Origin of the sequence: uncultured Nitrospira sp., from assembly GCA_902500695.1 — a bacterium.
In the GTDB taxonomy this organism is placed as follows: domain Bacteria; phylum Nitrospirota; class Nitrospiria; order Nitrospirales; family UBA8639; genus Nitrospira_E.
Genome location: CABVRQ010000059.1, coordinates 1 through 23,990 on the forward strand (window position 1 = coordinate 1; position 23,990 = coordinate 23,990).

Annotated in this window: 23 protein-coding genes and 1 pseudogene; 13 read left to right on the forward strand and 11 right to left on the reverse strand. The window is 48.2% G+C overall.

Features of this window, described 5'->3' with window-relative positions; all coding sequences use genetic code 11:
- Positions 1-101: 101 nt before the first annotated feature.
- From AAH187_RS13915 to AAH187_RS13925, 3 genes are all read left to right on the forward strand, one after another.
- The gene (locus AAH187_RS13915) at positions 102-908 is read left to right on the forward strand and encodes a hypothetical protein (protein ID WP_342349067.1); all 807 of its coding nucleotides are present in this window, start codon (positions 102-104) and stop codon (positions 906-908) included.
- Positions 905-1,918: a hypothetical protein gene (locus AAH187_RS13920; protein WP_342349068.1), complete on the forward strand. Its 1,014-nt coding sequence runs from the start codon at positions 905-907 to the stop codon at positions 1,916-1,918. The genes AAH187_RS13915 and AAH187_RS13920 overlap by 4 nt, the downstream gene beginning before the upstream one ends.
- A gap of 255 nt (positions 1,919-2,173) precedes the next feature.
- On the forward strand, positions 2,174-2,737 hold the full coding sequence (locus AAH187_RS13925; protein WP_342349069.1) for a hypothetical protein: 564 nt from the start codon (positions 2,174-2,176) through the stop codon (positions 2,735-2,737).
- A gap of 83 nt (positions 2,738-2,820) precedes the next feature.
- Here the strand turns inward: AAH187_RS13925 and AAH187_RS13930 are convergent, their stop codons facing one another.
- The 6 genes from AAH187_RS13930 to AAH187_RS13955 form a co-directional block, all read right to left on the reverse strand.
- Positions 2,821-3,213, reverse strand: coding sequence for a hypothetical protein (locus tag AAH187_RS13930; RefSeq protein WP_342349070.1), 393 nt, complete (start codon positions 3,211-3,213; stop codon positions 2,821-2,823).
- A 383-nt stretch (positions 3,214-3,596) separates the two neighbouring features.
- Positions 3,597-4,040, reverse strand: coding sequence for a response regulator (locus tag AAH187_RS13935; RefSeq protein WP_342349071.1), 444 nt, complete (start codon positions 4,038-4,040; stop codon positions 3,597-3,599).
- Between the two features lie 20 nt (positions 4,041-4,060).
- The gene (locus tag AAH187_RS13940) at positions 4,061-5,803 is read right to left on the reverse strand and encodes an ATP-binding protein (protein ID WP_342349072.1); all 1,743 of its coding nucleotides are present in this window, start codon (positions 5,801-5,803) and stop codon (positions 4,061-4,063) included.
- 660 nt (positions 5,804-6,463) lie between these two features.
- Entirely contained in the window at positions 6,464-8,788 is a 2,325-nt protein-coding gene (locus AAH187_RS13945; RefSeq protein WP_342349073.1) for a BREX system ATP-binding domain-containing protein, read from the reverse strand.
- Between the two features lie 181 nt (positions 8,789-8,969).
- Positions 8,970-11,246, reverse strand: coding sequence for a BREX system ATP-binding domain-containing protein (locus tag AAH187_RS13950; RefSeq protein ID WP_342349074.1), 2,277 nt, complete (start codon positions 11,244-11,246; stop codon positions 8,970-8,972).
- Positions 11,247-11,326: 80 nt separating this feature from the next.
- A complete protein-coding gene (locus AAH187_RS13955; protein WP_342349075.1) occupies positions 11,327-12,205 on the reverse strand; it encodes a hypothetical protein in 879 nt (292 codons plus the stop codon).
- Between the two features lie 233 nt (positions 12,206-12,438).
- Here AAH187_RS13955 and AAH187_RS13960 point away from each other — a divergent pair, with 233 nt between their 5' ends.
- Positions 12,439-13,260, forward strand: a complete 822-nt coding sequence (locus tag AAH187_RS13960) for an SDR family oxidoreductase (RefSeq protein ID WP_342349076.1) — start codon at positions 12,439-12,441, stop codon at positions 13,258-13,260.
- A 30-nt stretch (positions 13,261-13,290) separates the two neighbouring features.
- Positions 13,291-13,722: a glycine zipper family protein gene (locus AAH187_RS13965; RefSeq protein ID WP_342349077.1), complete on the forward strand. Its 432-nt coding sequence runs from the start codon at positions 13,291-13,293 to the stop codon at positions 13,720-13,722.
- Between the two features lie 118 nt (positions 13,723-13,840).
- On the opposite strand, the gene AAH187_RS13970 is transcribed toward AAH187_RS13965, so the two are convergent.
- Positions 13,841-14,698: a hypothetical protein gene (locus AAH187_RS13970; protein WP_342349078.1), complete on the reverse strand. Its 858-nt coding sequence runs from the start codon at positions 14,696-14,698 to the stop codon at positions 13,841-13,843.
- A gap of 215 nt (positions 14,699-14,913) precedes the next feature.
- On the opposite strand from AAH187_RS13970, the gene pyrE reads away from it, so the two are divergent.
- Both pyrE and AAH187_RS13980 read left to right on the forward strand, forming a co-directional pair.
- A complete protein-coding gene (gene pyrE / locus AAH187_RS13975) occupies positions 14,914-15,489 on the forward strand; it encodes an orotate phosphoribosyltransferase (protein WP_342349079.1) in 576 nt (191 codons plus the stop codon).
- 298 nt (positions 15,490-15,787) lie between these two features.
- Positions 15,788-16,207, forward strand: coding sequence for a rhodanese-like domain-containing protein (locus AAH187_RS13980; RefSeq protein ID WP_342349080.1), 420 nt, complete (start codon positions 15,788-15,790; stop codon positions 16,205-16,207).
- Positions 16,208-16,233: 26 nt separating this feature from the next.
- On the opposite strand, the gene AAH187_RS13985 is transcribed toward AAH187_RS13980, so the two are convergent.
- The 3 genes from AAH187_RS13985 to AAH187_RS13995 are packed head-to-tail and all read right to left on the reverse strand — an operon-like array spanning position 16,234 to position 18,417.
- On the reverse strand, positions 16,234-17,049 hold the full coding sequence (locus AAH187_RS13985) for an HD domain-containing phosphohydrolase (RefSeq protein ID WP_342349081.1): 816 nt from the start codon (positions 17,047-17,049) through the stop codon (positions 16,234-16,236).
- Positions 17,050-17,108: 59 nt separating this feature from the next.
- Positions 17,109-17,483 carry a response regulator gene (locus tag AAH187_RS13990; protein ID WP_342349082.1) on the reverse strand — a complete coding sequence of 125 codons (375 nt, stop codon included), beginning with the start codon at positions 17,481-17,483 and terminating at the stop codon, positions 17,109-17,111.
- Between the two features lie 34 nt (positions 17,484-17,517).
- Positions 17,518-18,417, reverse strand: coding sequence for a tRNA (adenine-N1)-methyltransferase (locus tag AAH187_RS13995; protein WP_342349083.1), 900 nt, complete (start codon positions 18,415-18,417; stop codon positions 17,518-17,520).
- Positions 18,418-18,778: 361 nt separating this feature from the next.
- On the opposite strand from AAH187_RS13995, the gene AAH187_RS14000 reads away from it, so the two are divergent.
- The 5 genes from AAH187_RS14000 (at position 18,779) to AAH187_RS14020 (ending at position 23,348) form a co-directional block, all read left to right on the forward strand.
- Positions 18,779-19,468, forward strand: coding sequence for a TrkA family potassium uptake protein (locus AAH187_RS14000; RefSeq protein ID WP_342349084.1), 690 nt, complete (start codon positions 18,779-18,781; stop codon positions 19,466-19,468).
- A gap of 410 nt (positions 19,469-19,878) precedes the next feature.
- Complete coding sequence (locus AAH187_RS14005) at positions 19,879-21,018, forward strand: sigma-70 family RNA polymerase sigma factor (RefSeq protein WP_342349085.1); 1,140 nt, start codon at positions 19,879-19,881, stop codon at positions 21,016-21,018.
- Between the two features lie 152 nt (positions 21,019-21,170).
- Positions 21,171-21,536 (forward strand): hypothetical protein, encoded by a 366-nt coding sequence (locus tag AAH187_RS14010; RefSeq protein ID WP_342349086.1) that lies wholly within the window; start codon positions 21,171-21,173, stop codon positions 21,534-21,536.
- A 191-nt stretch (positions 21,537-21,727) separates the two neighbouring features.
- Positions 21,728-22,672, forward strand: coding sequence for a UDP-3-O-acyl-N-acetylglucosamine deacetylase (lpxC, locus tag AAH187_RS14015; protein WP_342349087.1), 945 nt, complete (start codon positions 21,728-21,730; stop codon positions 22,670-22,672).
- Positions 22,673-22,796: 124 nt separating this feature from the next.
- Positions 22,797-23,348, forward strand: coding sequence for a hypothetical protein (locus AAH187_RS14020; protein WP_342349088.1), 552 nt, complete (start codon positions 22,797-22,799; stop codon positions 23,346-23,348).
- Positions 23,349-23,456: 108 nt separating this feature from the next.
- On the opposite strand, the gene AAH187_RS14025 is transcribed toward AAH187_RS14020, so the two are convergent.
- Positions 23,457-23,711, reverse strand: coding sequence for a hypothetical protein (locus AAH187_RS14025; RefSeq protein WP_342349089.1), 255 nt, complete (start codon positions 23,709-23,711; stop codon positions 23,457-23,459).
- Positions 23,712-23,841: 130 nt separating this feature from the next.
- Between AAH187_RS14025 and AAH187_RS14030 the strand changes: the two are divergent.
- Positions 23,842-23,990 (forward strand): annotated as a pseudogene (locus AAH187_RS14030) (integrase core domain-containing protein); the annotation flags it as partial.

Below are 23,990 nucleotides of genomic sequence, written 5' to 3' on the forward strand. Positions count from 1 at the left end.
GTCCTGCCTCTCTTGCTTTTATTAGGCAGAGTTTTTAAGGTAATCCTGCTTAATGAATGTAGACACAGGACTTTTCATTCTCGAGTTAGGGAGCCGGCCTCATGAATGCAAAATTGACTTCCCATATCGTGATGGTGGCCGGTTGGGTCCTTGCCAGTTTTTTTCTAGGCTGTTCCAGCGTCGAACTGACAAACATTCCGAAAAAGCCCCTGCCTGCGCACCCGCCTCAGTTGACGGAATTATCTTTGGAAATACCAGCGAAGGGAGGTCCGCGACGCCCAGTCGATACCATGGCTCCCACAACTCTTTCCGGCCCTGGACCGGAGATCATCATTATTGATACTGACCAGCCTGGCTTACGTGCCACAGCAGAGCACGACCCCGACGTCAAGACCCAGTTGGGCAACCGATTTGCCTTTATTCATACCGAGGAAGTCCCTGCCAGCCGGTGTTTGGTGACCGTGGAAGCAAGTGACGCGGCTCCTTCACGTGCAACTGAACGGCCAGTGGCTTCTGAGGCCTTAGCGTATCGGCTTACCTATTTCAGTTACACCAACAACGTGGCCGTGCATGTCTGTCTTCACGATCAACAGATTTCGTCCATTCAACCGGATCCCCAGAAGGGTTATCAGCCCGAAGAGGGTGACGAAGAAATTACCGCCGCCATTGGCTTGGCCAGAGCAGATCAACGAATTGCCAAAGAGGTTCAGAATCTGCACGGACATGCCATTCTCACCTCACCTGAAGAATACCGGTATTTTTGGGTGAGCGACGAAGCAGGTTTTGGGGACCGCGTGTTGTGGGTCACATTTTCTGAAATGCCGGAGAGTCCGGCACTCTACTTTGCCCGAGTTGACCTCACTTCTCAAACCGTCTTGGACGCAGGCAAGGAGGCAGGACCCCAATGACTATTCCCAAACAAGGAGCGGGTCGCATGGCATCATTTCGATCTTTCATCACCGGTGTCATATTGACCAGTGTTTTGGTTGTCAGCCCAGCCTTGGCCGACTGGGAATCTAAACCGTTTACGTGGGGACCGTGGGGCTTACACCTTGAGATGAAAGATGCTGCTGGCCTCGGGCTGCGCAATGTGACTTATCAAGGCAAGCAGGTATTAGGTAAGGCTGATTTGCCGGTGATCCGGGTCAAGTATGTTCGGGAGTGGCCGGCCTGGCATCCGTTTAGTTGGTTTGGACTTGGGCGGTCCAGTGGCCGATGCGGACCGTTCGAAGACCGGATCAGCCCACCGCGCCTCAAAAAAAATCCTAACTGCGATGGCAAGCAGCTTTGTCAGGCCGAGCATACCATCCAAGGCGTCAAGTGGTTGGAATTAGGTATCTATGCCAAAATTGGTCAATACCATTTGTATCAAGCCTGGTATCTGAGCGAAGACGGTCGGCTGTATCCCAGCGTTCAGAGCTGGAATCTCTCCTGTAATACCGACCATGACCACCATGCCTACTGGCGGCTCGACTTTGATATTGGCGGATCCGATCAGGATCAGGTCTTTGTCCTGGACCGGAATTCTGCAAAAGATAACGGTTGGGGGCCGGGGTGGGAAAAATATCTGGTGGAGGAGGATGACAAGAAGCCCGCTACCAATAGCCAGGATCGCGTCTGGTTTGTGCGCGATTACCCCACAGGGCAGGGTGTCTGGATTATTCCAGGTCCCTTTGATGGTCATTCTAAGAAGTTTTCAGATCGTGATGTCTCGATTCGAAAATTTTACCGGGATGAAGATGCCGGCTGGCCATTCGGAGCACGTGGGGATTTGGAGTTTAAAAGTGATGAAAGCGTTCAGGAGACCAATGTGGTCTTTTGGTATGTGGCACATCTTCCTCATAAGGCAGCTGAAGGGGACCGACCCATGCGCTACTGGATGGGGCCACTTCTCCAGATTCATCAGGAATCTCCCTAAAACCACTCAAGACACAGTCTTAATCAATACCCGGCGATTAAAAAATGCAATTCCTTACAGCTCCCCCTTAATAATGTCTCTCCTGAGTATCCCAAAAACAACTATTGCCTCAATCGGTTAATCCTCTTGCAGTACATCATCGCCTTTTTCAGGAAGGGTTTGTTATGGTGAACCACCCATGCATAACGGCCTATATCCCCTAGGTAGGTCTTTTTTCTTTATTTCTCTATGTTCACGATTAAGGAACCTTAAGTCATGAAACTATCCAGCATCCTCTGCATACGCGCCTGCTCTCTCCTGGCCTATGCTTCCATTATCCTTTCTGGAACTCTAGGGTTGGCGGAGGCAGGAATTGATGGCTTCCGCGACTTAAAATTTGGCATGACGGAACAAGACGTATCCGCATTACCTGCCTGCAGAAGCTCGACGGAATGCCTCTATGAACTTACCGATAAAAATCGATATTTGGAATTGACCTACTTACCTGACCAAGTCCCCGGCACAACGGAACCGATCGGGAAACTGGCAAAAATCACCATCGATATGGGGCAATTCACGGAGAAATGGTTCGAGCAGTTACAGATTATCTTAGGAGATAGTTATCACCTTACACAGGACCTGACCGAACCGACCAAGCAATCGTTTCTTGCTGGAGAACACAACGAACTGAATTTGGGGTTTGAAGAGGGACAGGTATTATTGAAGGTCATACGCCGCCCGTTTGGGAACCTGGCGTTGAAGGTTGTGTATCAAAATGCGTCCCTTGCGAAAGAATTCATTCAACAGAGTCAGGTCGCGGCATCTGCCTCCTCCAACTGAACTTCCTGCTGGGAAACCAAGTGCCACATAGCATTGTGGGTGGGCCTGTTCCTCCATCCCCCACCCTCTCTTCGTGTCCATGATTACGAAGCTTGCTTGGGCACAGAAGCAATTTTGGGTATCAGCAGGCGGGGTCGGAGATTTTCCTCTCTCCCAAAGAAGGAAATGGGCAGTGTCACCACCCCCGTTTTCCTTTGCTCATGCATCAATTTCCGCCAACACCGACGGCACAAATCATGATCCTTCAAGGAGACCGCACGTCCTAATTTACTGGAATGGGGATTTCGTCTTGGAGAAACAAAGACTTTGACCTCACTGCCACATTTGGCACAACAGGCCACACCGGTCCCACTGCCTCTTGACGCCCGGTGGGTCACCAGGCCTACACTCTCAGCCATATATTTTCGTTTTGGATTCCATATTTGTTCCTGTGTCATAACGGATTCAGGTATATCCCATGTGAGCATTCGTCTCATGGCCCCCTCCTTGGAAAGAATGGTAGGAAGATCAGTATCTATTGCCTTGAGCAAGGGATATGCCGGGGGTCGGACCGAATAGGATAGAGAAGAAAAAAACTTGCAAAAACAAAAGATAAGAGATTCAAGGTCCAGAAGGCTGGACTCAGGAAGCTAGGCAGGTTGCGCGGTGGACGGGCATTTTTTTCCTGTTTGAAGTCACTGGAAAGTTGACACCTGTTGGAACCTTTGACAGACAGAATGAGCGCGGAAATATTCCAAATCTAATGAGGAGGTTGTTCAATATACGAGACCAGAATGACTGGAACATGCCTCGGATCCTCGCAAGGCAACCAGACGCCCCCCATCCAGGTTGGTTGGTAACCGTATGTACCTTACATGTATCACACCCTTTCCGGTGCCGATTCATTTAAAATCAGCCAATAGAGCCCAAGGTTTTGAACCGCCTGAGAGAACTCTTGAAAGTCCACTGGCTTGCGAACATAACTATTGGCTCCAAGTTGATAACTTTTCACAATGTCCTGCTCTTCCTTAGACGACGTGAGAACAACTACCGGGAGAAACTTTGTCCGGTCATCAGCTCGCAACCGTCGAAGCACTTCCAGCCCATCAATCTTGGGGAGCTTGAGATCCAATAAGATAATTTGAGGCATTTGTGTTAAGTCACGACCGGCATGAGCTCCTGTTCCAAATAAATATTCCAACGCCTCTACACCATCACGGGCCACCACGACTTCATTTTTTATATTGTTTTTCTTGAGGGCCCGCATCGTCAGCTCTTCATCATCGGGATGATCTTCCACTAACAGAATTGCTTTGTTGGTCATCTTCTCCTCCTTCGTTTGCCTTACAACGTAAAATGAAAGGTTGCGCCTTTGCCTACCACTCCCTCTGCCCAAATTTGACCGCCATGCCGTTGAATAATACGATGCACGGTCGCCAGTCCTACCCCTACTCCCGGATATTCAGTATAGGCATGAAGCCGTTGAAATGCGCCGAAGAGTTTATGCACATAGGTCATATCAAAACCCGCCCCATTGTCGGTGACAAAGTAGGCGGCCTGCCCTTTGTATTGTTCATGACCGAATTCGATACGAGGGTGGGTTTGTTGCTGGGTGAATTTCCACGCGTTGCCTAATAAATTTTCTAAAACGGCCCGAATCAATTGCGGATCAGCTGTGGCGAATACGTCTTTGGCCACAATACATTCTACCTGGCGGTCCGGTTCCATCTTTTGAAAGTCTTCAAGAACTGCCCGGACTACGGCACTCATATCAAATGTCTGGGTATGGATTTCCGCTCGTGTCAACCGGGCCAGATTGAGCATGGCATCGATAAGCTGGGACATTCGTTGACTGGCAGACCGCACCCTTCGCAAATAACTCCGCCCTGACTCATCAAGCTTTTCATCATAGTCTTCCAGCACAGCCTGGCTAAAGCCGTCGATTCCCCGCAACGGGGCACGCAAGTCATGCGAGACTGAATAACTAAACGCTTCAAGTTCTTTATTACTTGCCTCAAGTTGGGCCGAGCGCTGCACCAACTGGGAATTGAGTTTGCGTATGTCCTCCTCCGCCCGCTTCCGCTCTGCCACTTCCCGAATCAGTTCCGCATTTGAGGCAGCCAACTTTCCCGTTCGCTCCTGGACTCGCTTTTCCAGATTATCTTTCGCCTGCCGAAGGGTATCTTCGGCCAATTGGCGTTCATGAATCTCTAATTCCAAATGTTTATTGACACCTTGCAGCGCGCCGGTTCGGTCACGAACCTCCTCTTCCAATTCGCTTGCCACCCGTCCGAGCTTTAATACGACTAACCAGAATCCTCCCATCCAAATGACAACCAACATCCCCATCAACCCATAAGTCCCCTGCCAACTCAGGCCCATGATTGTCTCTACCGAATCAATGGGATACACAACCTCCAACAAGCCGCCCACTTGCCCGATCTGCCAATCACGCTTCGGACTATCCGGATGTCTGTTATGACACTCCACACATTCCTTCTTCATCCGATCGGCCTTCGCAAAACGGAGAGACTCACGCCCATCGACTTGTTCAAACCGATAAAATGGCTCATCAGAATCAGGATGTTGCGTGAAAAATTCCCAGGCCTCTCCCTGGAAGCTATCCAAAAGTCCCCCTGATTTTTTTCCTTGGTGAAACGGATAGGGGCTCAGTAACTCCAATCGTTCGCCTGATCGCCCGGCCACCAATCGACGACCCAGGTCCCGGCTTAGCGTCGCAGGGAGCGGAATTTCGCCTTGATGATCCCGATACCCTTCCGAGGCTTCGATTCCCTGGTCATGAAGTCGTTGAACAACCTCGACGGTGTACCAAATCCGCATCTCATTCAACGCCCTGGTATAGATTTCGGATCCCCGAAAGGCCATGGCCGTCACCATTTGGGTTTTCAATTGGGCAATATGCAAATAAATCACAATGAGGCAGAGCCCAAAGAGCACGGTTAAAACCAAAATCGTATGCTGGTGTAAGAGCTCCAGGGCTCCCAGGATCCTGCTCTCACAGGTGCGCCATAGTCCCAAAACCGACAACGGCAATTCTTTACGAGGTGTCAACTCAGATACAGACAAAGGTCTTTCCTATTCTTAATTCAGGCTTTTCAAACCCCTCCCGTTTCGAGGGCAGTCCTCTGACTTACGCTATCGGATCATTACCAACAAAATTGAGCACCGCGACAATGAGAGACCTCCCTCACCCCCGTGGCCCGAAAATTTTGGCTTGCGATTTCTCCCCAGGGGGTTGCGCTTGAATCCGCCCCCTATTTAGTTCCGACGATTCAGATCATGGCCACAAACCTGATCAATGATATGATTCCGGACCATCAATGTGAGGGCAGAGAGGAGGGGAAGCACATCAGAGGCCACCGGTGGGCATCATCTGATCTCCTGTATCAGGGTCGTTCTCCACCATTAATCTGGGACTGGCATCCTATTGTTCCCTGTGAAACTTTCGCTTTCGCACAGCCAATCTTGCCAGGCACATCAACTAATCAGATCAGGTAAATCTGGAAGGGATTGAGGGGGAAGAAGGGAACCCAAATAGGGTAAGTCGGCTCCCAAGGTGTTGCACTGTGAGCAAATATTCATCGCGAACGAAACCCCAGACACTGAATGAAGCCAGCCGGATGGAAGGCAACCTGACCCTCACGCGACTAAGTTAAGCCACTCATTCCTCGGCGATAGGATGGCCCCTGCGTAATACGGTCGATCCCTCCCGGCTGCCCCCCTCACTCACACGGGAGCCTGATTTTGTAAGGCGACAGCCATCAAGCATTCTTCCGACTCTGATATCTTTTCAGAGTCGGTGTCATCACCCATCGTGGGCTCCAGTTCCTGATCCTCATCATACGTTTGCCGCACATCAAGAATTTCAATGTCCAATTGCGCATCAGGGTACAATCGTCGCAAGTCCCATTCCGTAATCCACCCTCGCACATACTCGCGCATCCGGGTACTGGATAATTTTTCTACAGCGGAAACGGGTGGCGGTGTCCAACTATAGGCCGATCCATGAAGCGCCCGAAGCCGCTCATATAAGGCATCGACCATTGATTCATAGGGACGAATTAACGGTTCGCCCTCCTGTTCGATGAGCCGAATACCCTGGACCGCCTGTAATGCTTGCATATGAACTTCATCCGTCGATTCCTCCTGACACATCTGCTCAATTTTTTGAGAATCCTGTTTTTCTTCCAAGACCACACTTTGAAAATCATCGGTCAAAGCCACAATGGCCCCAATAGCCGGACAGGTATGGTCGGCAAGCACCCCCATCCACCGTGCCACTTCCATATAGGACTTAGTCCGTTGCTTAAAGGAATACCGCCCAATGATCTCCGCTTCATCAATTAGCAAGATCCATCCTTTATAGCCAGCAGCGACCATCAAGCGCGAAACAAATTGAAACCGGTGCAGGGCCAAATCCTGACTAGAAATTTTATTGAACACATACGGGGTTTCGGGCGAACACCCCTGGAGATATTTGTTGAGTTGGCTATTACTTATAGGATCTCCCGCCCAATACCGGATCATGCGATGACTCAGCTCCGGATCATTGATCATCCGCTCATAGAGATACAGGCTGGCAGCAAACCGGGAATCGCACCCCTGGTCCTTCCGATGCACCCAATCAAACAAATCGGCATAGTGCGGGCTTTGGAAATTCAGTTCACCGGCTATTTCGGTTAGAGCATCACCATGTTTACCGGGAACAATGGCATTGTTGATGGCTGCACGAAAAAGAGGTACACCATTGTAAAATGGGGTTTCCTTACTGATCACAATGGGACTACAGACAAAGTTTTTCTCCAGCGCCACCTGTTGCAACGCATGTAGAAGATGAGATTTTCCGCTCCCAAACCCTCCTTCAATCACGATACCCTTGGTAGGCATGTCATGAGGAACGTTCGCCTCCATCTGTTGAAGCAGCCGCCTGAATTTTCCCTCCAGGTCCGGTTGGTGGCTTCCAAGTACCTGCACCACATCACGATTCGGCACCCCGGATCGCAAGGCTTCCATAGCGCGCTGATGTCCGACATCTCCATTGGCCATTGCCGGCCGATCAGTGTATTCCTTCTTTCCGGTATCGTGGGCATCCCTGGCCTGTTGAGATCCAAGACGAATCAATGCCCCTAATGGGTTTTGGTATTGGCGGTCACGGACTTCGTCCCAAATCCGTAATTTCAATGCCTCATACCGATTGAGTCCCCGACGCTCATCTGTCAAAAATTCTTGCGGTACGTGGACCACCAACAAGAAACTTTCTAATTCATCCGTCCCATCAATAAACTGGCGAAGCATTTCGTAGGCATCTAAGGTGGTCGAAACGCCATAATACAAGCCTTCAGGAGAGTCCGGTTTTTTACTGAGCAAACATCGACTCAAGTCCAGGGAAATGACTAACCCTGTCTTCCCCACTAACCGTAACCAACGACATAACGAAACAAACATATATCGAGCATTCGTCCGATTAATTTTCTGAAAAATAAGGGCTTCTTTGAGAGCTGAAATCTGACGAATCTCCCCGCCCAGCCAAGACTTGACCGGTTCGGTCATAAAGGGAACTTCTGAGCCAGAGTCCATTTGGCCTAAACACAATCGGATCATGGCCATACGAAATTCCTGGCACATCTGCGTATCTCGATAGATGGCCCGCTCTAACCAACTATTTAAATCTCGTCGTAGTAAGGGTTCCGCCCGTTCATTCATCCTGGCGACTCCAGCCATGCAAAACTCTTCTTTGTTCTCCGGGATTTGGTACCCATTTTCTTGAAGGAGTCGACGAACGAATTGTGAAGCCAGATCATCCCATGGAATTCGACGAGCAATTTGATGAAAAAACTTATCCATCATGTGAATTTTGGTGTCTTTGGCATCAACTGAGATGCACGCATACCCCTCCTGTTGAGCCAATACAGCCAATTGATTCTGGATGCCCACTCTATCCGGGTCAGAGTCTGTCACCACAAACTTGACCGATGAGCCTCCTTGCCCAATAAATCGTTGCAGGTATTCTTGCCGAAGCGTATGAAACCATTCTTGGGTCCGTAACTCCATTGCTCGTATCCTTCACAGGTTAGAAAGTCACATGCATACTCGGATTGCTTTTTACAAACTGACGAGAAGACCAAGACCTATGCTGAAGAAATGTGTTGCCCGGTCTTTGAAAGATTGATTCGGATCTGTTGATCGCCATATTCACAAATTCTGATGACGGCCATTTTGGTTAAAATCTAAACTAGTTTGACTCGGAGAGTGCCGGGTGAAGCATGTCTTCCTGGTCACCTTCTAATTCACGATCTTCTGAATAATCTTGTCGAATTTCCGTTAATTCAATTTCGACTTTTTGCGTCGGGTCGAGACGTGTCAAATCCCATTCGGTAATCCAACCTTTGACATATTCCCGCATCCTGGTGCTGGACAAGCGCTCAATCGTGGGGACCTGAGGTGGTTCCCACCCATACGCCGCCCCATGAATGGAACGAATTTTATGATAGATTTCTTCCACAAGCTGATCATAGGGACCGACTAAGGGTATACGCTCACATTCAATGAGTCGCATACCCTGTTCCGCTTGGCGGGACAGCACCAAATCGGTTTCCGATCCTGATTCTCGGAGCTTTTCTGGCACTTTTTCCCGATCACCTTTTTCCTCCAGAATCGCACTTTGAAAATCGTCTGTGAGCGCCATCACTGCGGCCAACCCGGATTTATAGCCGAGATCCGCAAAGCTGGAGGCTTCCAGTCTGCCTAGCCACCGCGCTAATTCCGCATAGGATTGGGCTCGTTGTTTAAAGGAATACCTCCCAATAATTTCTGCCTCATCGATGAGTAGAATCCAACCGGAATAGCCCGCCGCAATCATAAGTCGTGAAACAAATTTAAATCTTTGCAACGCCATCTCCATGGGCGAAACTCGTTCAAATCGATAGGAAACATTGGCATCACAGGATTTGAGATGCCGCTTAATTTCTGCATCGGTCAACGGATCCCCTGCCCAGAACCGAATGATCCGATGACTTAATTCCGGGTCATTCACCATGCGTTCATACAGAAATACCGTGGCAGCAAAGCGCCCATCAATTTCCCCGCCTTGCCGATGCACCCATTCATAAAAATTCGCGTATTGAGGACTTTTAAAATTCAAATCTGCTGCCACCTCGGCCAAAACATCTCCTCGTTTTTCCGGAATATCGGCAGACTCAATGGCAGATCGAAACATCAATGCGGGACTATATAGAGGCGTTTCCTTACTGATCACGACCTTGCTACACACGAATCTGGATTCCAATGCCATACGTCTCAAGGATTCCAGTAAATGTGATTTCCCCGTTCCAAATCCTCCTTCAATCAACATCCCTTTTGTTGTCCAACCCTTATGAATGCTGGCCTGAGCGTCCTGCAACATCTGTTGAAATTTGGATTTGACCATCGGCTGGGGGCATCCCAGCGCTTGGACCACTCCCGGACTCGGGACACCTGCCCGCAAGGATTCAATAACCCGTTGATGCTGCACATCTTCTTTTCGGGTTCCCACTCTAGCCAGTAGACTGCTCTCGGCAAAGACTGCGGTCTGGTCAGTCAGCCTGACCATCGGTGCAAAGGGATTTTGACGGGTTTTATCCCGGACATCATCCCAAATTCGAAGCTTCAAGGCCTCATATCGATTCAAACCTAACCGTTGATCCGAAAGAAAGGCTTGTGAAGTGACAACCACGATCAATAACCCTTCGATTTCATCGCTGCCATCAATGAATTGCCTCAGCATCTCATACGCATCCATCACAGCAGAGGGCGAATAGTTCAGGGAGGTCCCCCCGGTTTCCTTGCCGCCTGTAAAGGCTGAAATATCGATCGTCATGACCACTCCGGGTTTCCCAGCCAGGCGGGTCCAATGAGCCAAGGAGGCGATGAGGTCGCGTGCATTACTGCGGGTGATCTTTTCAAAAATCAATAATTTTTTGAGAGTCGCCATTTGTTTCAGCTCGCCTCGAAGCCAGGCCTTGATCACTGCTGACTCTTTGGAGGGACTGTCAGATAATTCCAACTGGGCTAAACACAACTGGATCATGGCCAATCGAAATTCCCGACTCATGTGGAAATCTTGGAACAAGGTCCCTTCCAACCATGCATTCATTTCTCGCTTCATCATGGATTCATCGCAACTATTGAGAGAGGCCACAGAAGACCAGCAATATTCCTCTCGCCGTTCAGGAATCTTCCATTGATGTTCTCGAAAGAGTTTTTTGACATACTCAAATGCCAAGGCATCCCAATCGATTTGTCTGGCCATTTCCTTAAACAAGAGATCAATAAGTTGAACCTTCGTACAATGGGAATCGGCGTGAATCGTAACAAAGCCTTCCTTCCGTGACAGTTTTCCCACTTCCTCGCTCACAGCCTTGGTGCTCTGAGCCTCCTCCACCACTGTAAATTTGACGGCCGATCCTCCCCGACGAATAAACCCTTGGAGATAGGCGGATTTCAGAACGTTCAACCATTCCTGTGGAGACATAAATTATTCCTCAATATCCTGTTAAACTCATTCGTCTTCTCGGCTCCCCCTAGGGAAACTTAAATAGGATCCTGACCCGGTTATCCCGTCTGGACAAAGGAAATTCCATAATAGGTTTTTTCCCGGCCCCCTTGCGCAATCACGGTTAAGGTTTTGGTGGCGTCCCGTACGCCGGTACTGGCATGAAAGTTTGCCCGATGACTGTTTTTGGTGGTAATAGTTCCACTTTTATCCAATAAATAGACATCCCGGCCAAATTCTTGTCTCGTGTATTCACTGGCCTGCCACGGAAGGAGCGTAAGGAGTTGATACAGCTCCAAGAGTGGTATCACCGTCCCTTTGCCAATGAGGTGCTTCCCTCGGCCCGCCACCACAATGGAATAGGCCGTAAAGACCATCTCCAGAAAAGTTTGCGGTTTAAATCGAAGGGGTTTATTTTGAACTTCCTTTAATCGTTTGACCAAAACCGAAGGACGAAGCCGGTTTTCTCGCATTCGATCAATGGCGACGGCACGTTCTTTGTGAAGAATGCGCAATAAGACTGGATAGGAAAACAAATAGCCATCGTGCTCATAGAGATTGACACCCATCTGCTGGGCCGTACTGAGCAGTTCCTGGCGAAACGCTTTGCCCTCCAGGTACCCGGCTTCATCAAAGTTCAGACGTTCTTGAGTTTTCACAAAGTCACAACCCAAGCTCAGTGTCACTTCCTTGCCTTCCTCCAATAATTTTCGCAGATTAACCAAATCACCAACTTTCGCGGCATCTTTAATCTTTTTAAATGACGCCATCACCTGCTTCGTCGTTTTTACTAATCCCCCAGCTTGCTCTTCAATATCAGCCAAGGCCTGCTCCAAATTGACGTTTTTTATGTCAGGCTTGGAAGGTGTTGAGGCATCCGGCAACTCAAGCACACCAGTCGCCGAGCTCGACCCGCAGGTTTCTAATGAATTGTCCATTCCTTCGGCACTCATGTCGGTTATCGAGTCCTCTGGTTTGTGGTGAATCAAGGAAATCGGCCTCAAGAACCGATTGATCGGCGCATACCTGTTTCATTCGGCACTTACTCGATAATTCTTTATAAATCCCCGCTTTTTTCATGATCATGGTTCAATAAAAACACACAACGTCTTTTTAAATGGTAAGTGTGTTTTGTCCAACCCGCAGTTGACCTGTAGGAAGAGAGCCTTTTATGGTTGAGCTACTTCTTCAAACAGGACTCATGAACAACATAACGCCATTTGCTGTCATCACAGGAGCTTCACGAGGAATTGGAGCCGAATATGCGAGAGCCTTAGCAGCTCAGGGGTATGATCTCCTTTTGGTCGCCCGGGACCAAAACCGTCTGAATCAATTGACCAAGGAGATTCAACAGACCACTTCCATTCAAATCTGGACAGAAACGCTGGATTTAGCCAGGCCTCACGCGGCTGAAACCCTCTACCAATTGGCTCAATCGTATCGGCCTCATGTGTCGTTGCTTGTCAACAATGCCGGTTTTGGGCTGTATGGCTTATTTGCGGAAATGCCACTCTCAACAATCCAAGCCATGTTACAGCTCCATATTCATGCGACCACAGAAAGCACACGACTATTCCTGCCTGATATGATGAACAGACGGGAGGGAGCAATTATCAATGTGGCCTCTGTGGCAGGATTTTTCCCGATTCCCTATATGGCGGAATACGCCGCAACCAAAGCCTTTATCATATCGTTCTCTGAAGCCGTGGCGATGGAGGCCAAAGAAAATGAGGTGACCATCCAGGTATGCTGCCCAGGCTACACAGAAACCGATTTCCATAAAACGGCAGAGCACTGTCCACGCCATATTTCACCCCCTCACACTCCCCACGATGTTGTACAAAAATCCTTAAAGGCGCTGAGGCCCAGACAAACCCTCGTGACTATTGGGTGGCATGGATTGGCAACTCAATGGATAACCCCATTCATCCCTAAAAAGTGGCTCATGCGTCTGATCTTCCGATTTATTCGATCTAATTCCTCCTCTCATTGAACGCACGACCGCCATATAAAGGAGCATGGTATGTCCCATTCTTATTTTCAGTCATTTCTTTTTCCCCTCAGCATCTGTAGTGTCTTCCTGCTTGTCTTGGGGTGCTCCGGCCCTCGCCCAATCCTCTATCCCAACAACCATCTTCAACAAGTTGGTCCCGATCAAGCGGAACGGGACGTTGAGGAATGTCAAAAGCTTGCAGAGGATTATGTCCCAGAACACGAAGCCTCGACGGTGGCCGGGAATACGGCCGTTGGAGCCGGAGCAGGCAGTGCCGTCGGTGCAGTTAGTGGCGCCCTTCGAGGAGGAGTGGGTATTGGTGCAGCTATAGGCGCCGCGACAGGGGCGACCGTTGGCCTCATCCGTGGCTTATTCCAGGCCTCACAACCAACACCCGCCCACAAGGCGTTCGTCAATCGATGTCTTGCAGAACGCGGGTACGATTCGATTGGTTGGGATTAGATTTGGAAAGGAAAATAAAGGAAATTGGGTGAGACCACCTCGAGACGCTGTTCGTAGTGGTTATTACCTTGAGCATATCCAGTTTCGAAACTTTGCTCACAGGAAAATCAAGGAATATTTAGAATGAAGAACTTTCTGCTCTCTGGAGGGCTCGCATCAAGACCGGATCTTGATAAGCCACTTCACTTAAGGCGTCCAACATATGAAGTTCTTTTTCCTTAGAGAGTGCTTTAGCTTTACTGAATTGTCGTGAGTTAAAACGGGCCACAGATGGCTGGCCATTGATGATCTGACACGCAAGGCCTCCCCCATCTTTCAGCGCAAGAGTGCCCCCGTGATCAAACAACGTACGGGTCTCCTCCACGCTGATCCCATGCAGCTCGGCAAAATCATGAAGCCCACTGGTCTCAATCAATCGTCCATCAGGCATGACACATTTTCGTTTAAAATGGGGAGACCAATCTTTTCGGAAATCAATAAATTGAATGTCTCCACTACACGAGTTTCCTGAGTCAACTTTTGTCAAATCGATCCCTAAATTTTTTTGCCGCAACCGATCCTGTAATTCCTGAGGAAGTCCTCGATAAAAAACCCGCTCCATGGCTTCTTCCAAGGTCACACCATAGCTTTGACGCATACGCTCGGCCGCCGCATATTGCTCAAGATCCATGACCCAAGTGTGTTTCGGACCTTTGCCAGGATGGTCAACACGACAGACGAATGCGCCTTTTGTGACCAGCGTACCTTCATGCGGATAGAGATAAATCCCTCCATCCTGAAGCAGGCCTGTTATGGCTTCAGGAGGAATATCATAACTTTCGGACAGGACTCGTGCATGCATCTCCAGATCTTCCGGTTCTGTCATTCCGCAGACCATTACATTTCCAGGGGGATCATGATCCGTATAGTTCTCAAGAATGTTATAGAGAACAGGAGGCTTCTCTTTTTTCAATGGACGTTTTTTCACTTTATACATTCAATACTCTCCTTTACGCTGAGTTTCCCTTGAGGCCCTTAACTGCCAAACTTTTGGAAGGACTAGGACTTGCTTTACACTACGGAACTCACCTTCCACACAACAATGCGCCTTTCATCACCATAATCTTTTCGTTTCCCGGTTGCGGAGGACGAAGTCGTAATGTTAGAAGGAACTCGCTTACGACTTTAAACCTGAATATTCCCGAACATTTCATGCCTAAAAATGCTCTCATTCAGGCTTTCCATCAGCTGGAAGCCTTCAAGTTGAATCAACAAGAAGGATTTCGCCTGGCCTCAGGGAAAATCAGTCCCTATTATGTGGACTGTCGTATTGTATTAGCTCACCCGCACTCACGTCACCTTGTGGCGGAATTAGCCTATCATCTGCTCAAATCTTTAGATTTCACCCTCATCGGCGGGCTGGAAATCGGAGCAATCCCTCTGGCCACCTGCATTTCTGATTTTGGCTATACGGCGCATCCTCAACGGGAATGGCGAACTTTCGTCGTCCGCAAGCAACCAAAGAATCATGGGTTGGGCAAATTAATTGAAGGCACCATCCATTCCGGGGAAACAGCTTTAGTGGTCGACGATGTCTTAACAACAGGCGGATCATTGGTAAAGGCCGCCGAAGCAGCTCGAGGACAGGGATTAACCGTGACTCATGGGTTAGTAGTTGTAGATCGATCTGAAGACGAGGGGAAAAACCATCTGGCGCATATGGGCATCGAATTGCTCCCCCTTTTGACCTTGGCAGATTTAATCCAAGCGCCTCCCTCTCCCTTGTAAGTCCCAGGGAAGTTTTTTAACTCAACTTTAAGCCCCACCCCATTCCTACTGCTTCATCCATGAGGAATCCTCTTTCCCAGCACCAGGTCATAGTTCAATGATCATCTGACCTGCACTCCCACCATGATGCCGACCTAGTTCGAAGGCCTCTCTTGACCGTCTTTTCTCATCAACCATACAATTATATAGAGTGAAAGGATTATCGGATAATCCGGGGTCAAGATATTTACCCATACGACAAAACTATCTACTACTGTCCAATAACAGGGAGCCGCTCCCAACATCACGGAGGAATATCATGAAACGTTTCATTTTCTCTTTGGGAATCGCCCTTCTTACCCTAGGATACTTGAATGCTACCATCGTGACGGCAGAACCCTATCTCTTAACGGTTCAACAACTTAAAGCGGGAATCGATAAGGTGTCTCAGCCTTCACAGAAGGGATTTGTTCTTATAGATGTTCGGAGTCCTGACGAACATACCACCGGCTTTATTCCCGGGACAGATCTCAATATTGATTTTCGGGAAATGCAAGGGCGACACCGCGAACTCAACGCGAAACTGGATCAGCACATCGTGGTGTACTGCCAATCTGGACACCGCAGCAATATTGCGGCTGAAACCTTAATGGGGTTGGGCTATCAGCATGTCTATAATGTGGAAGGAAGTATGAATGCCTGGACAGAGGTGGGATACCCTATCGAACACCCCAAGTGATCGAGAACGGCCTACTGCAAAGAATGCTAGATTTCCGCCACGGTGGAATAGATGCCGTTAAAGTCCTGGTGCATCTCCCGAAAGGCTTCCAAAAGGTGCGGATCAAAATGTGCAGGCTTTGTCCTCTCGTTCCCGTTTAAAATGATTTCGCATGTTTTCGCATGAGTAAACGCTGGTTTGTACGGTCGTCGGCTCCGTAAGGCATCGTAAAGGTCACACAGCATCACAATCCGTCCCGTTATGGGAATCTGAATTCCCTTCAGACCTCGAGGATATCCACTTCCATCCCAACGTTCATGGTGGGTCAGCGCGACTTCCTTGGCCATCTCTAACAAGGGAGAAGTCGAGCCATCCAATAAACTCGCTCCCAACAAAGGATGCTGCTTAATCGATTGCCATTCTTCTTCCGTCAACGGACCCTGCTTTCCAAGAACGGCATCTGGGACCCCAATTTTCCCCACATCATGCATTGGCGCAACCGCAAATAAACATCGGGCGCGTGGCTGATCCCAGCCAATAGCCAACGCAAGCGATTGCGAGTAATGGCTTAACCGTTCAATATGTGCCCCTGTTTCCTCATCTTTATAGCGTGACGCACGAGCTAAGCGAAGAATAGTGTCGGCATAAGCCTGCTCCAATTCACTATTTTTCTGTTTCTCTGCCTCCAATGACAGCTTAAGGTCTCGGGCATAGGCAAGCATTTGGGCATGAGCTTTTTTAAGCTGTTGAGTTTTCTGACCTTCCTGTTCCAACATCTGTTTGAGATCTTTCGCATAGGCCATGAGCTGCGAGCGGGCCGCCTGGAGTTTCCCTGTGGCAGATACTTGGGAAGCTTCGGCCATTGAATGCGTCATTAAGGATAAAGCAGGAATCCCATTCCCCTCGGGTTTATCCTCCCTCATTAGGCAAGTACCTCACGAACTTTTTGAATCAACTCTAATGGGCTAAAGGGCTTGACCAAATACCCCGCAAGGTTAAGGGAAGCCATCTGCTCACGTGCATCAAGCCCATCTTTCGCGGTTAACATAACAATTGGGATTCTAGCCGTATCGGAGCGTAGGCGAATCTTTCTCACCACCTCACACCCATTGAGACCCGGCATCATCCAGTCGAGAATCAACAGGTCGGGAAAATGGGTGCAAACGGCATCAATGGCCGTGCAACCATCAATTGCGGTGAGAATCCGATAGGAGGGGTGTTCGAGAGTGACTTGGACCAGCAGCCTAAGATCTTCCTCATCATCTGCAATGAGGATCGTTTTTACGGGACCCACCATGGTAAAGGTTTCCTGCTGGTTGGCCCACAGGGGCTCAGGGGATATCTAATCCATCGCCGGCATATTCATCCTCCTTGATGAGATGGTCCTCTGACTGAGAGGCAGGTTCGATGACGTTCGATTGCTCTGTTTGCCAAATATTTTTTTCGACTTTTCTGGCCACGGTAATAAAACCTGAATGGGCAACCATACGGTGGTCAGGTCGGACACTTCGACCTTTAATATTCCAAGTCCGCAACAACGTTTCAAAATTTTGAACCATGGTAAAAACCCGGCTCTGCTCCAAAGCCTGTACAGTTTGCATGACCTGCGGCACCGTCGGTACATAACTCAAATACAGCCCCCCCGAACGTAATGCCCGGGCGGCATGAGGAACCACCCTCCACGGCTCTGGAAGATCCAACACTACCCGATCAAACATCCAGGAAGACGTCCCTTCCCCAATCTCGATACCCTCATAGGCATCACGAATCTGAAGGAAATGGTTGGGCACCTTTCCCATAAATCGTTCGATGTTTTTTGTAGCGGTAACCGCAAAATCCTCTCGCATTTCATAGCTCACCACACACCCTCGATCCCCGACCGCACGCAGAAGAGCCATGGTTAAGGCTCCCGATCCCACACCAGCCTCAAAGACCCTGGCACCTGGATAAATATCAGCCCACATTGGGATGACGGCCAAATCTTTGGGGTAAATCACCTGAGCTCCTCTAGGCATCTTCAAGGTATACTCAGCTAACGTTGGATGAACGGCAACCATCAACTTTCCATTGGAAAACTGGACCACAGTGCCATCCGGTTTTCCAATAATGTCATCATGGGCAATCCGGTCTCCACTATGTTGGAAGATTTCTCCGGCTTTAAGTGTGACGGCATACGGCCGTTCTTTCTTGTCGATTAAATGAACCCGTTCCCCAGATTGAAAAATTTTCATATGGCACGCATTCTAGCAAGCCTTTTCTCCAATTTGATACCCATCATAATGGTGGAAATCTCATGAGAAAACTGACGCGACAACCCGTCGACATTTCAATTTAAAGATTCTTGACACCCTCCGCATTCAGACGTATGATTAAATAACTTCAGTTTTTACATACCGACGCCACGAATTCTTCCAATTGATCAGATCCATTAATTTTGAAAGTGCCGCGTTGTGCGTGTGTTATTAACATACAAAACACCGAACTGCAGTTCTAGAACGGATCAGAAGGGTTCCCTTTAACTCAGCAATTTTGGGCTGCTCTTAAAACAGGAGTAGTCGTGTGCCGAAAACAGTATTCGTGACCTAATCTTTTATGAAACGCCTTTTCACAGTCATCGGCCTTGGGCGCTTCGGCTATAGCGTGGCACAAGGATTGGTCACCAAAGGATGCGAAGTACTTGCCATCGATAAGGATGAGGAAAAAATCCAGGCGATCAGTGACATCGCGACCTTTGCTGTCCAATGCGATGCGACTGATGAGCGAGCCCTAAAAGCGGTAAGTGCGCAAAACGTCGATGTCGCAGTCGTTAGTATCGGTGAAAACATTGAAGCCAGCATTCTTATTGTTCAGACACTCAAGGAAATGGGGGTAAAATCCATTGTGGCCAAAGCCGTGGCCCCAATCCAGGGGAAAATTTTAATGAACCTGGGGGTCGATGAGGTCATTTATCCTGAGCGGGATGCGGCCGTCCGTCTCGCACACCGCCTAGTTTCCCCGAGCGTACTTGAATACTTAGAATTGGCTCCAGGCTTTAGTGTGGAGGAAGTGTCCGTTTCAGAGAGCCTGTCCGGATTAAGCCTCGAGGATGTTAAATTACGCGGACAGCATAACTTGAATGTGATTGGAATAAAAAAACAAGTTACAAGGATGGTCAAAGGACGTATGATGAAAGAAGAAATCTTTAATTTCACTCCCAAACCCGACGACGTCATTGAAAAAGGTGATGTGCTGGTTATGATTGGCCGGGAAGAAGATTTAGACCGTTTTTGCAATAACGTGTAAGAAATATAACAGTTCTGTCAATTAGCTCCGCACTTTTTCCTTCCGCATCCTCCACCCTCTTTTAAATTGTTAGTCTTGCCCCTTTCGCACTATCCAGGGAATTCGATGGGCTACCGATTTCTTTAATAGCTAAACTATCATCTTATAAGTTTGGAAAAATTCCACGGATGGCAGTTTTATCCTTTTGTTTCAAATTGTTTTACATTTCATGAAATGAGAGGCTGTAACCAAACCGTCAGATTGCAGGAAACCCAACATGTCAAAATATGGCATTGAGTTCATTTGCATTGATGGGTGGAGGGCCTGAAACATATCATTGGCTTGTTTTTTGCTTTAAAACATTATCTATGGTTCACCTCGTTGCTGAAATAATAGATCACCTGAAAACATGAACCCCCAGGGAAACTATCATGGAAAACCAAACTGTTTTGGATGAGCCCACAGAGACCGAACTTGCTACTGTAAAAACGGAGGGGATCAAGCCTTCGGGATTCGGGCCGGCGCTCGAATCATTATATTTCCGATCATTTGGCAGTCGTCCTCTTCTCAATAAGGATTCTGAGATCGAATTGGCGAAGGAAATAGACCAAGCATCCAGAGCAATCCGGCTCATTATCAAGCAGAGTCTTCATCTCACACAGCCATTAAACAAGGGACCAGAAAGGGAAGAGACCATTGCTCTGCTCAAGGAAACATTTGCCTTAAGCGGTTTTTCGGCGCCAGCAATTGAAAAATTAAAATCTGTCCTGTTGGACTTAGGCCAAACCTATCCCTCAGTACACTCATCCATTCAGGATCTTTGCCAGGAACTTCAAAAAGCCAAATTCCAACTAGAAAAAGCGAAATCCGAACTCGTTCAGCGAAATCTTCGCCTGGTAGTCGACATCGCGAAACGATATACGGGTCATGGACTGGCCTTTTTGGACTTAGTCCAAGAAGGCAATATTGGGCTCATGAAGGCGGCAGAACGATTTCAATATCGCAAAGGGTTTAAGTTCAGCACCTATGCCACGTGGTGGATTCGACAAGGGATTACGCGATCACTCGCCGACCAATCCAGAACCATTCGCGTCCCTGTCCATTTAAATGAAATCTCTAACAAGATTGCTCGCGCCTCAAAACGATTGACACAACAGTATGCCCGCCCAGTTCAGTTAGATGACATTGGAGAAGCACTCAAACTGAGTGTGGAAAAAGTTCATGACACGATTCAAGCATTTCAGGATCCTATATCGTTAGAGACTCCGGTTGGAGATGGCGAAACATTTCTTACAGACTTCATTCCTGATATGGGAACGTTAACACCCGATGGACCTGTCTCACGCCAGGAAACGAACCAACAAGTCGAACGGATTTTGGATTCGCTGACCCCAAGGGAACAAATGGTGATTCGCCTCCGTTTTGGCATTGGCCAAGACGAACCCTGGACTCTTGAAGAAGTCGGGCAAAGTATGTCGGTTACCCGGGAACGTGTCCGCCAAATTGAAGCCAAAGCCCTTCAAAAATTAAAGGAACCTGCTATGAAAGATATGCTATCATCCATTAAGTGAAAGTTGCTGAATTTTTCACCTAATCACACCCTGCATTCAATCATGTCTTCTATCTGAGCTTGGCTTTTACCTAAGCAAGGACTTGTCAAGCGACCAATCCCCGCCTTAACATAGGATTCCTCGGTTCCCATTTCATCTATGCATAAAGATCAGTGCCCTTCATGGTACCAGACTCTATTTTCAGACTTCGACAAGAATTCAGAAGCCACCTTGAAGAATTCTACACCCATCTTAATCTGGCCCCTCCATACCATAGCATTGAAAAAGCGGTTCAATATTTTTCCAATACCCTCAGAACAAGACCTGAAGAATTCTCGCAGGGACTTTTAGAGGATGGTTCAAAAAAATGGGCCCTATTTCAGGAAATTTTCTTAGCCTCTGGCTTACAAAAAAAACACCGAGGAATCATTGAACAATTAGCTCTCTCCCCTTATACGGCTTTAATTGAAGCGCCTGAATCGCGTCGCTTCCTTGAAAATTTCCAACAAATTCCCAAAAATCCACTTCTGAGTGAATAATTCACACACTTCATTCAGACTCTTCCCCCTTTAATGATTAAATAGCTACTTAGTGAAAAAGTATACATTTGTTTGGTTTCTGCAACACTCAGAAACAAAAACATTACTTTGTCACTAAAAGCACTGCCTTTTCCTGAACCCTCAAGTAGTATAAATTTTGCATGCTGAATTCTTAAGATTACCAATCTCTTATGCGTCATCAACAAACACTCGAAACATCCTCATTTTTATCTGGCATTGGTCTGCATTCTGGTAACCCTGCCTCAATCGCCATTCATCCGGCTCCGGTTAACACTGGAGTAGTTTTTGTGAAGCATGTAGCTGATCAGATTCAAGCATGCTCAGCTGGCATTGCCTTTTTAGGCCAAACCGATCATTGCACCACACTTCAGGGAGATGATTTTTCCATACAGACAGTTGAGCATGTGTTAAGTGCGCTAGCTGGTCTGGAAATCGATAATGCTTACGTGGAATTACTTGGCAGCGAAATCCCGGCAGCAGACGGAAGCGCTACTCCATTTGTCGACATGATTTTCCAAAGCGGTATTCTCAAACAAGATGAACCACGCAAATACCTTAAAATTGTTCAACCAATCACCGTGGAGGATGGCCACCGATCCCTCAGCGTTCTTCCCTCGGCACTCCCTCAAATAACCTATTTCATTGATTTTCCTCATCCCCTCATTCAACAACAAGAATATCACCATTTTTGTACGCCTCATGAGTATGGCAAAAATATTGCTGGAGCCCGTACATTTGCCTTTCGAAAAGAAGTCGAATTTTTATGGTCCCGAGGGCTGGGACTAGGGGGGTCACTACACAATACCGTAGTCTTTTCTGATACCGGATTGGTCAATAATGATGAGCTACGCTTCCCGGACGAATGCGTTCGACATAAAGTTCTCGACCTCATTGGCGACCTATCATTATTAGGAATCCCCGTTATTGGTCATTTTTTTGCAAAATGCGCCGGACACGCGCTCCATACTCAATTGGTCCAAGCCATCATGAATAACCCTGACAAATGGATTCTGTTAAATGCTGGAGAAACCGGAAAGGATGGTATCCTCAAAGGAAAGGCTTCCTCCAATTCGATTCACCTACCTGAACTCCAACCTGCCTTTCACGCGTTCTGACGCCCCTCTCCTCTTTCCCATTGTATACCCTCACCTATCTTTGCGTTTGCTAATTGCACCTCAATAATTAGGAAGAAATCCTTTTCTCCATTGTCTTCATCTCCTGCGCGTGGTAGCGTCTGGCATGACCATGAGACTCCAATCATTTGCCCGCCTCTATCGTACAAGCAGCCTTAGAATACTTTTCATAATTTGCTTCTGCCTGTTCCCGTGGACGCCTGCCTTAAGTGCTACACCAATTGAAAACGATCCCAAAGGTTTTTTCGGCAGCCTCTGGGGCCATCCTCTCAAGGATCGCTCAGATCTAAAGCAAATCGACTCTCTTCATTCCTTGCAAATCTATACGATTAAACTCGGGCCACCTCAGCTCGGATCCATTGAATTGGAATCCGTCAAACTCTATACCATAGATGGAAAGTATGTTCGAGCCCTCTTCCATTACGAAGGAGAAGCTATCCATAATTCCCTCTTGGAGTATCTGGCAAATGAATTTGGGAAATCTAACGATCCGTATGGATCCATGAGCCGGGGATTAAGTCTACCGTACACCTGGCGCGGACCAGAAACCGAAATCACGCTTACCTATCATGGATTTCGAGATCAGGGAATTTTAGCTGTCGAGAGCCGAATTTATGCACCGTTGCTTCTTGACTCACTCTCTGGCGGTACTCTTTAACACCTAAAATTCCTCAACAATTAAAAAAATCATCATGGTCACTGACAACCTTTAGCAAACCTCGCATAGAGCGATCATCTGTGTTTTTCGGCTTACCTCTCCTCTCAGTTAGGAAAACGTCAGCAACTTTCTGGCCTCTAACAAATTATCAACCACCGCTTCAACAGTGTTTTCATCGACAAAAGGTGAAGGAATAAACGGTTTCAAGGACACGATTGGCTCTCCATAATCGGTGTGAGGGTAGCAATCGGTCAATGAGAGTATTACTGCACGCCCAGCCTTGCCTTCATGATGCACAAAATCAAAAAATTTCCGGCTGAACGAATTGTGTTGCAACAGAAATGTCACGGAACGCGACATCATGCACCCCCGCCTCCTTTATCTGGAAAGTATCCACCCCTTCGGGATACACCCGGAAGAGAGTGACCGGGCCAAAGTTCCCCCGGTTTACCACCGTCATATCCTCATGACTCTCCATGTGCTCCCCCAAGAGTTGCGCCGTGAATGCCTCGATGCCGAACTCTTCTAGAGCTTGCCAGAGGCCAGGGTCGTGATCGAGGGTTGGCGACGCCGGCATAATTACGAACGGCCACACCGTGCGCTCGGCTACCAAGTGCCAGCGGCTGTTTTTGAGGGAGCAAT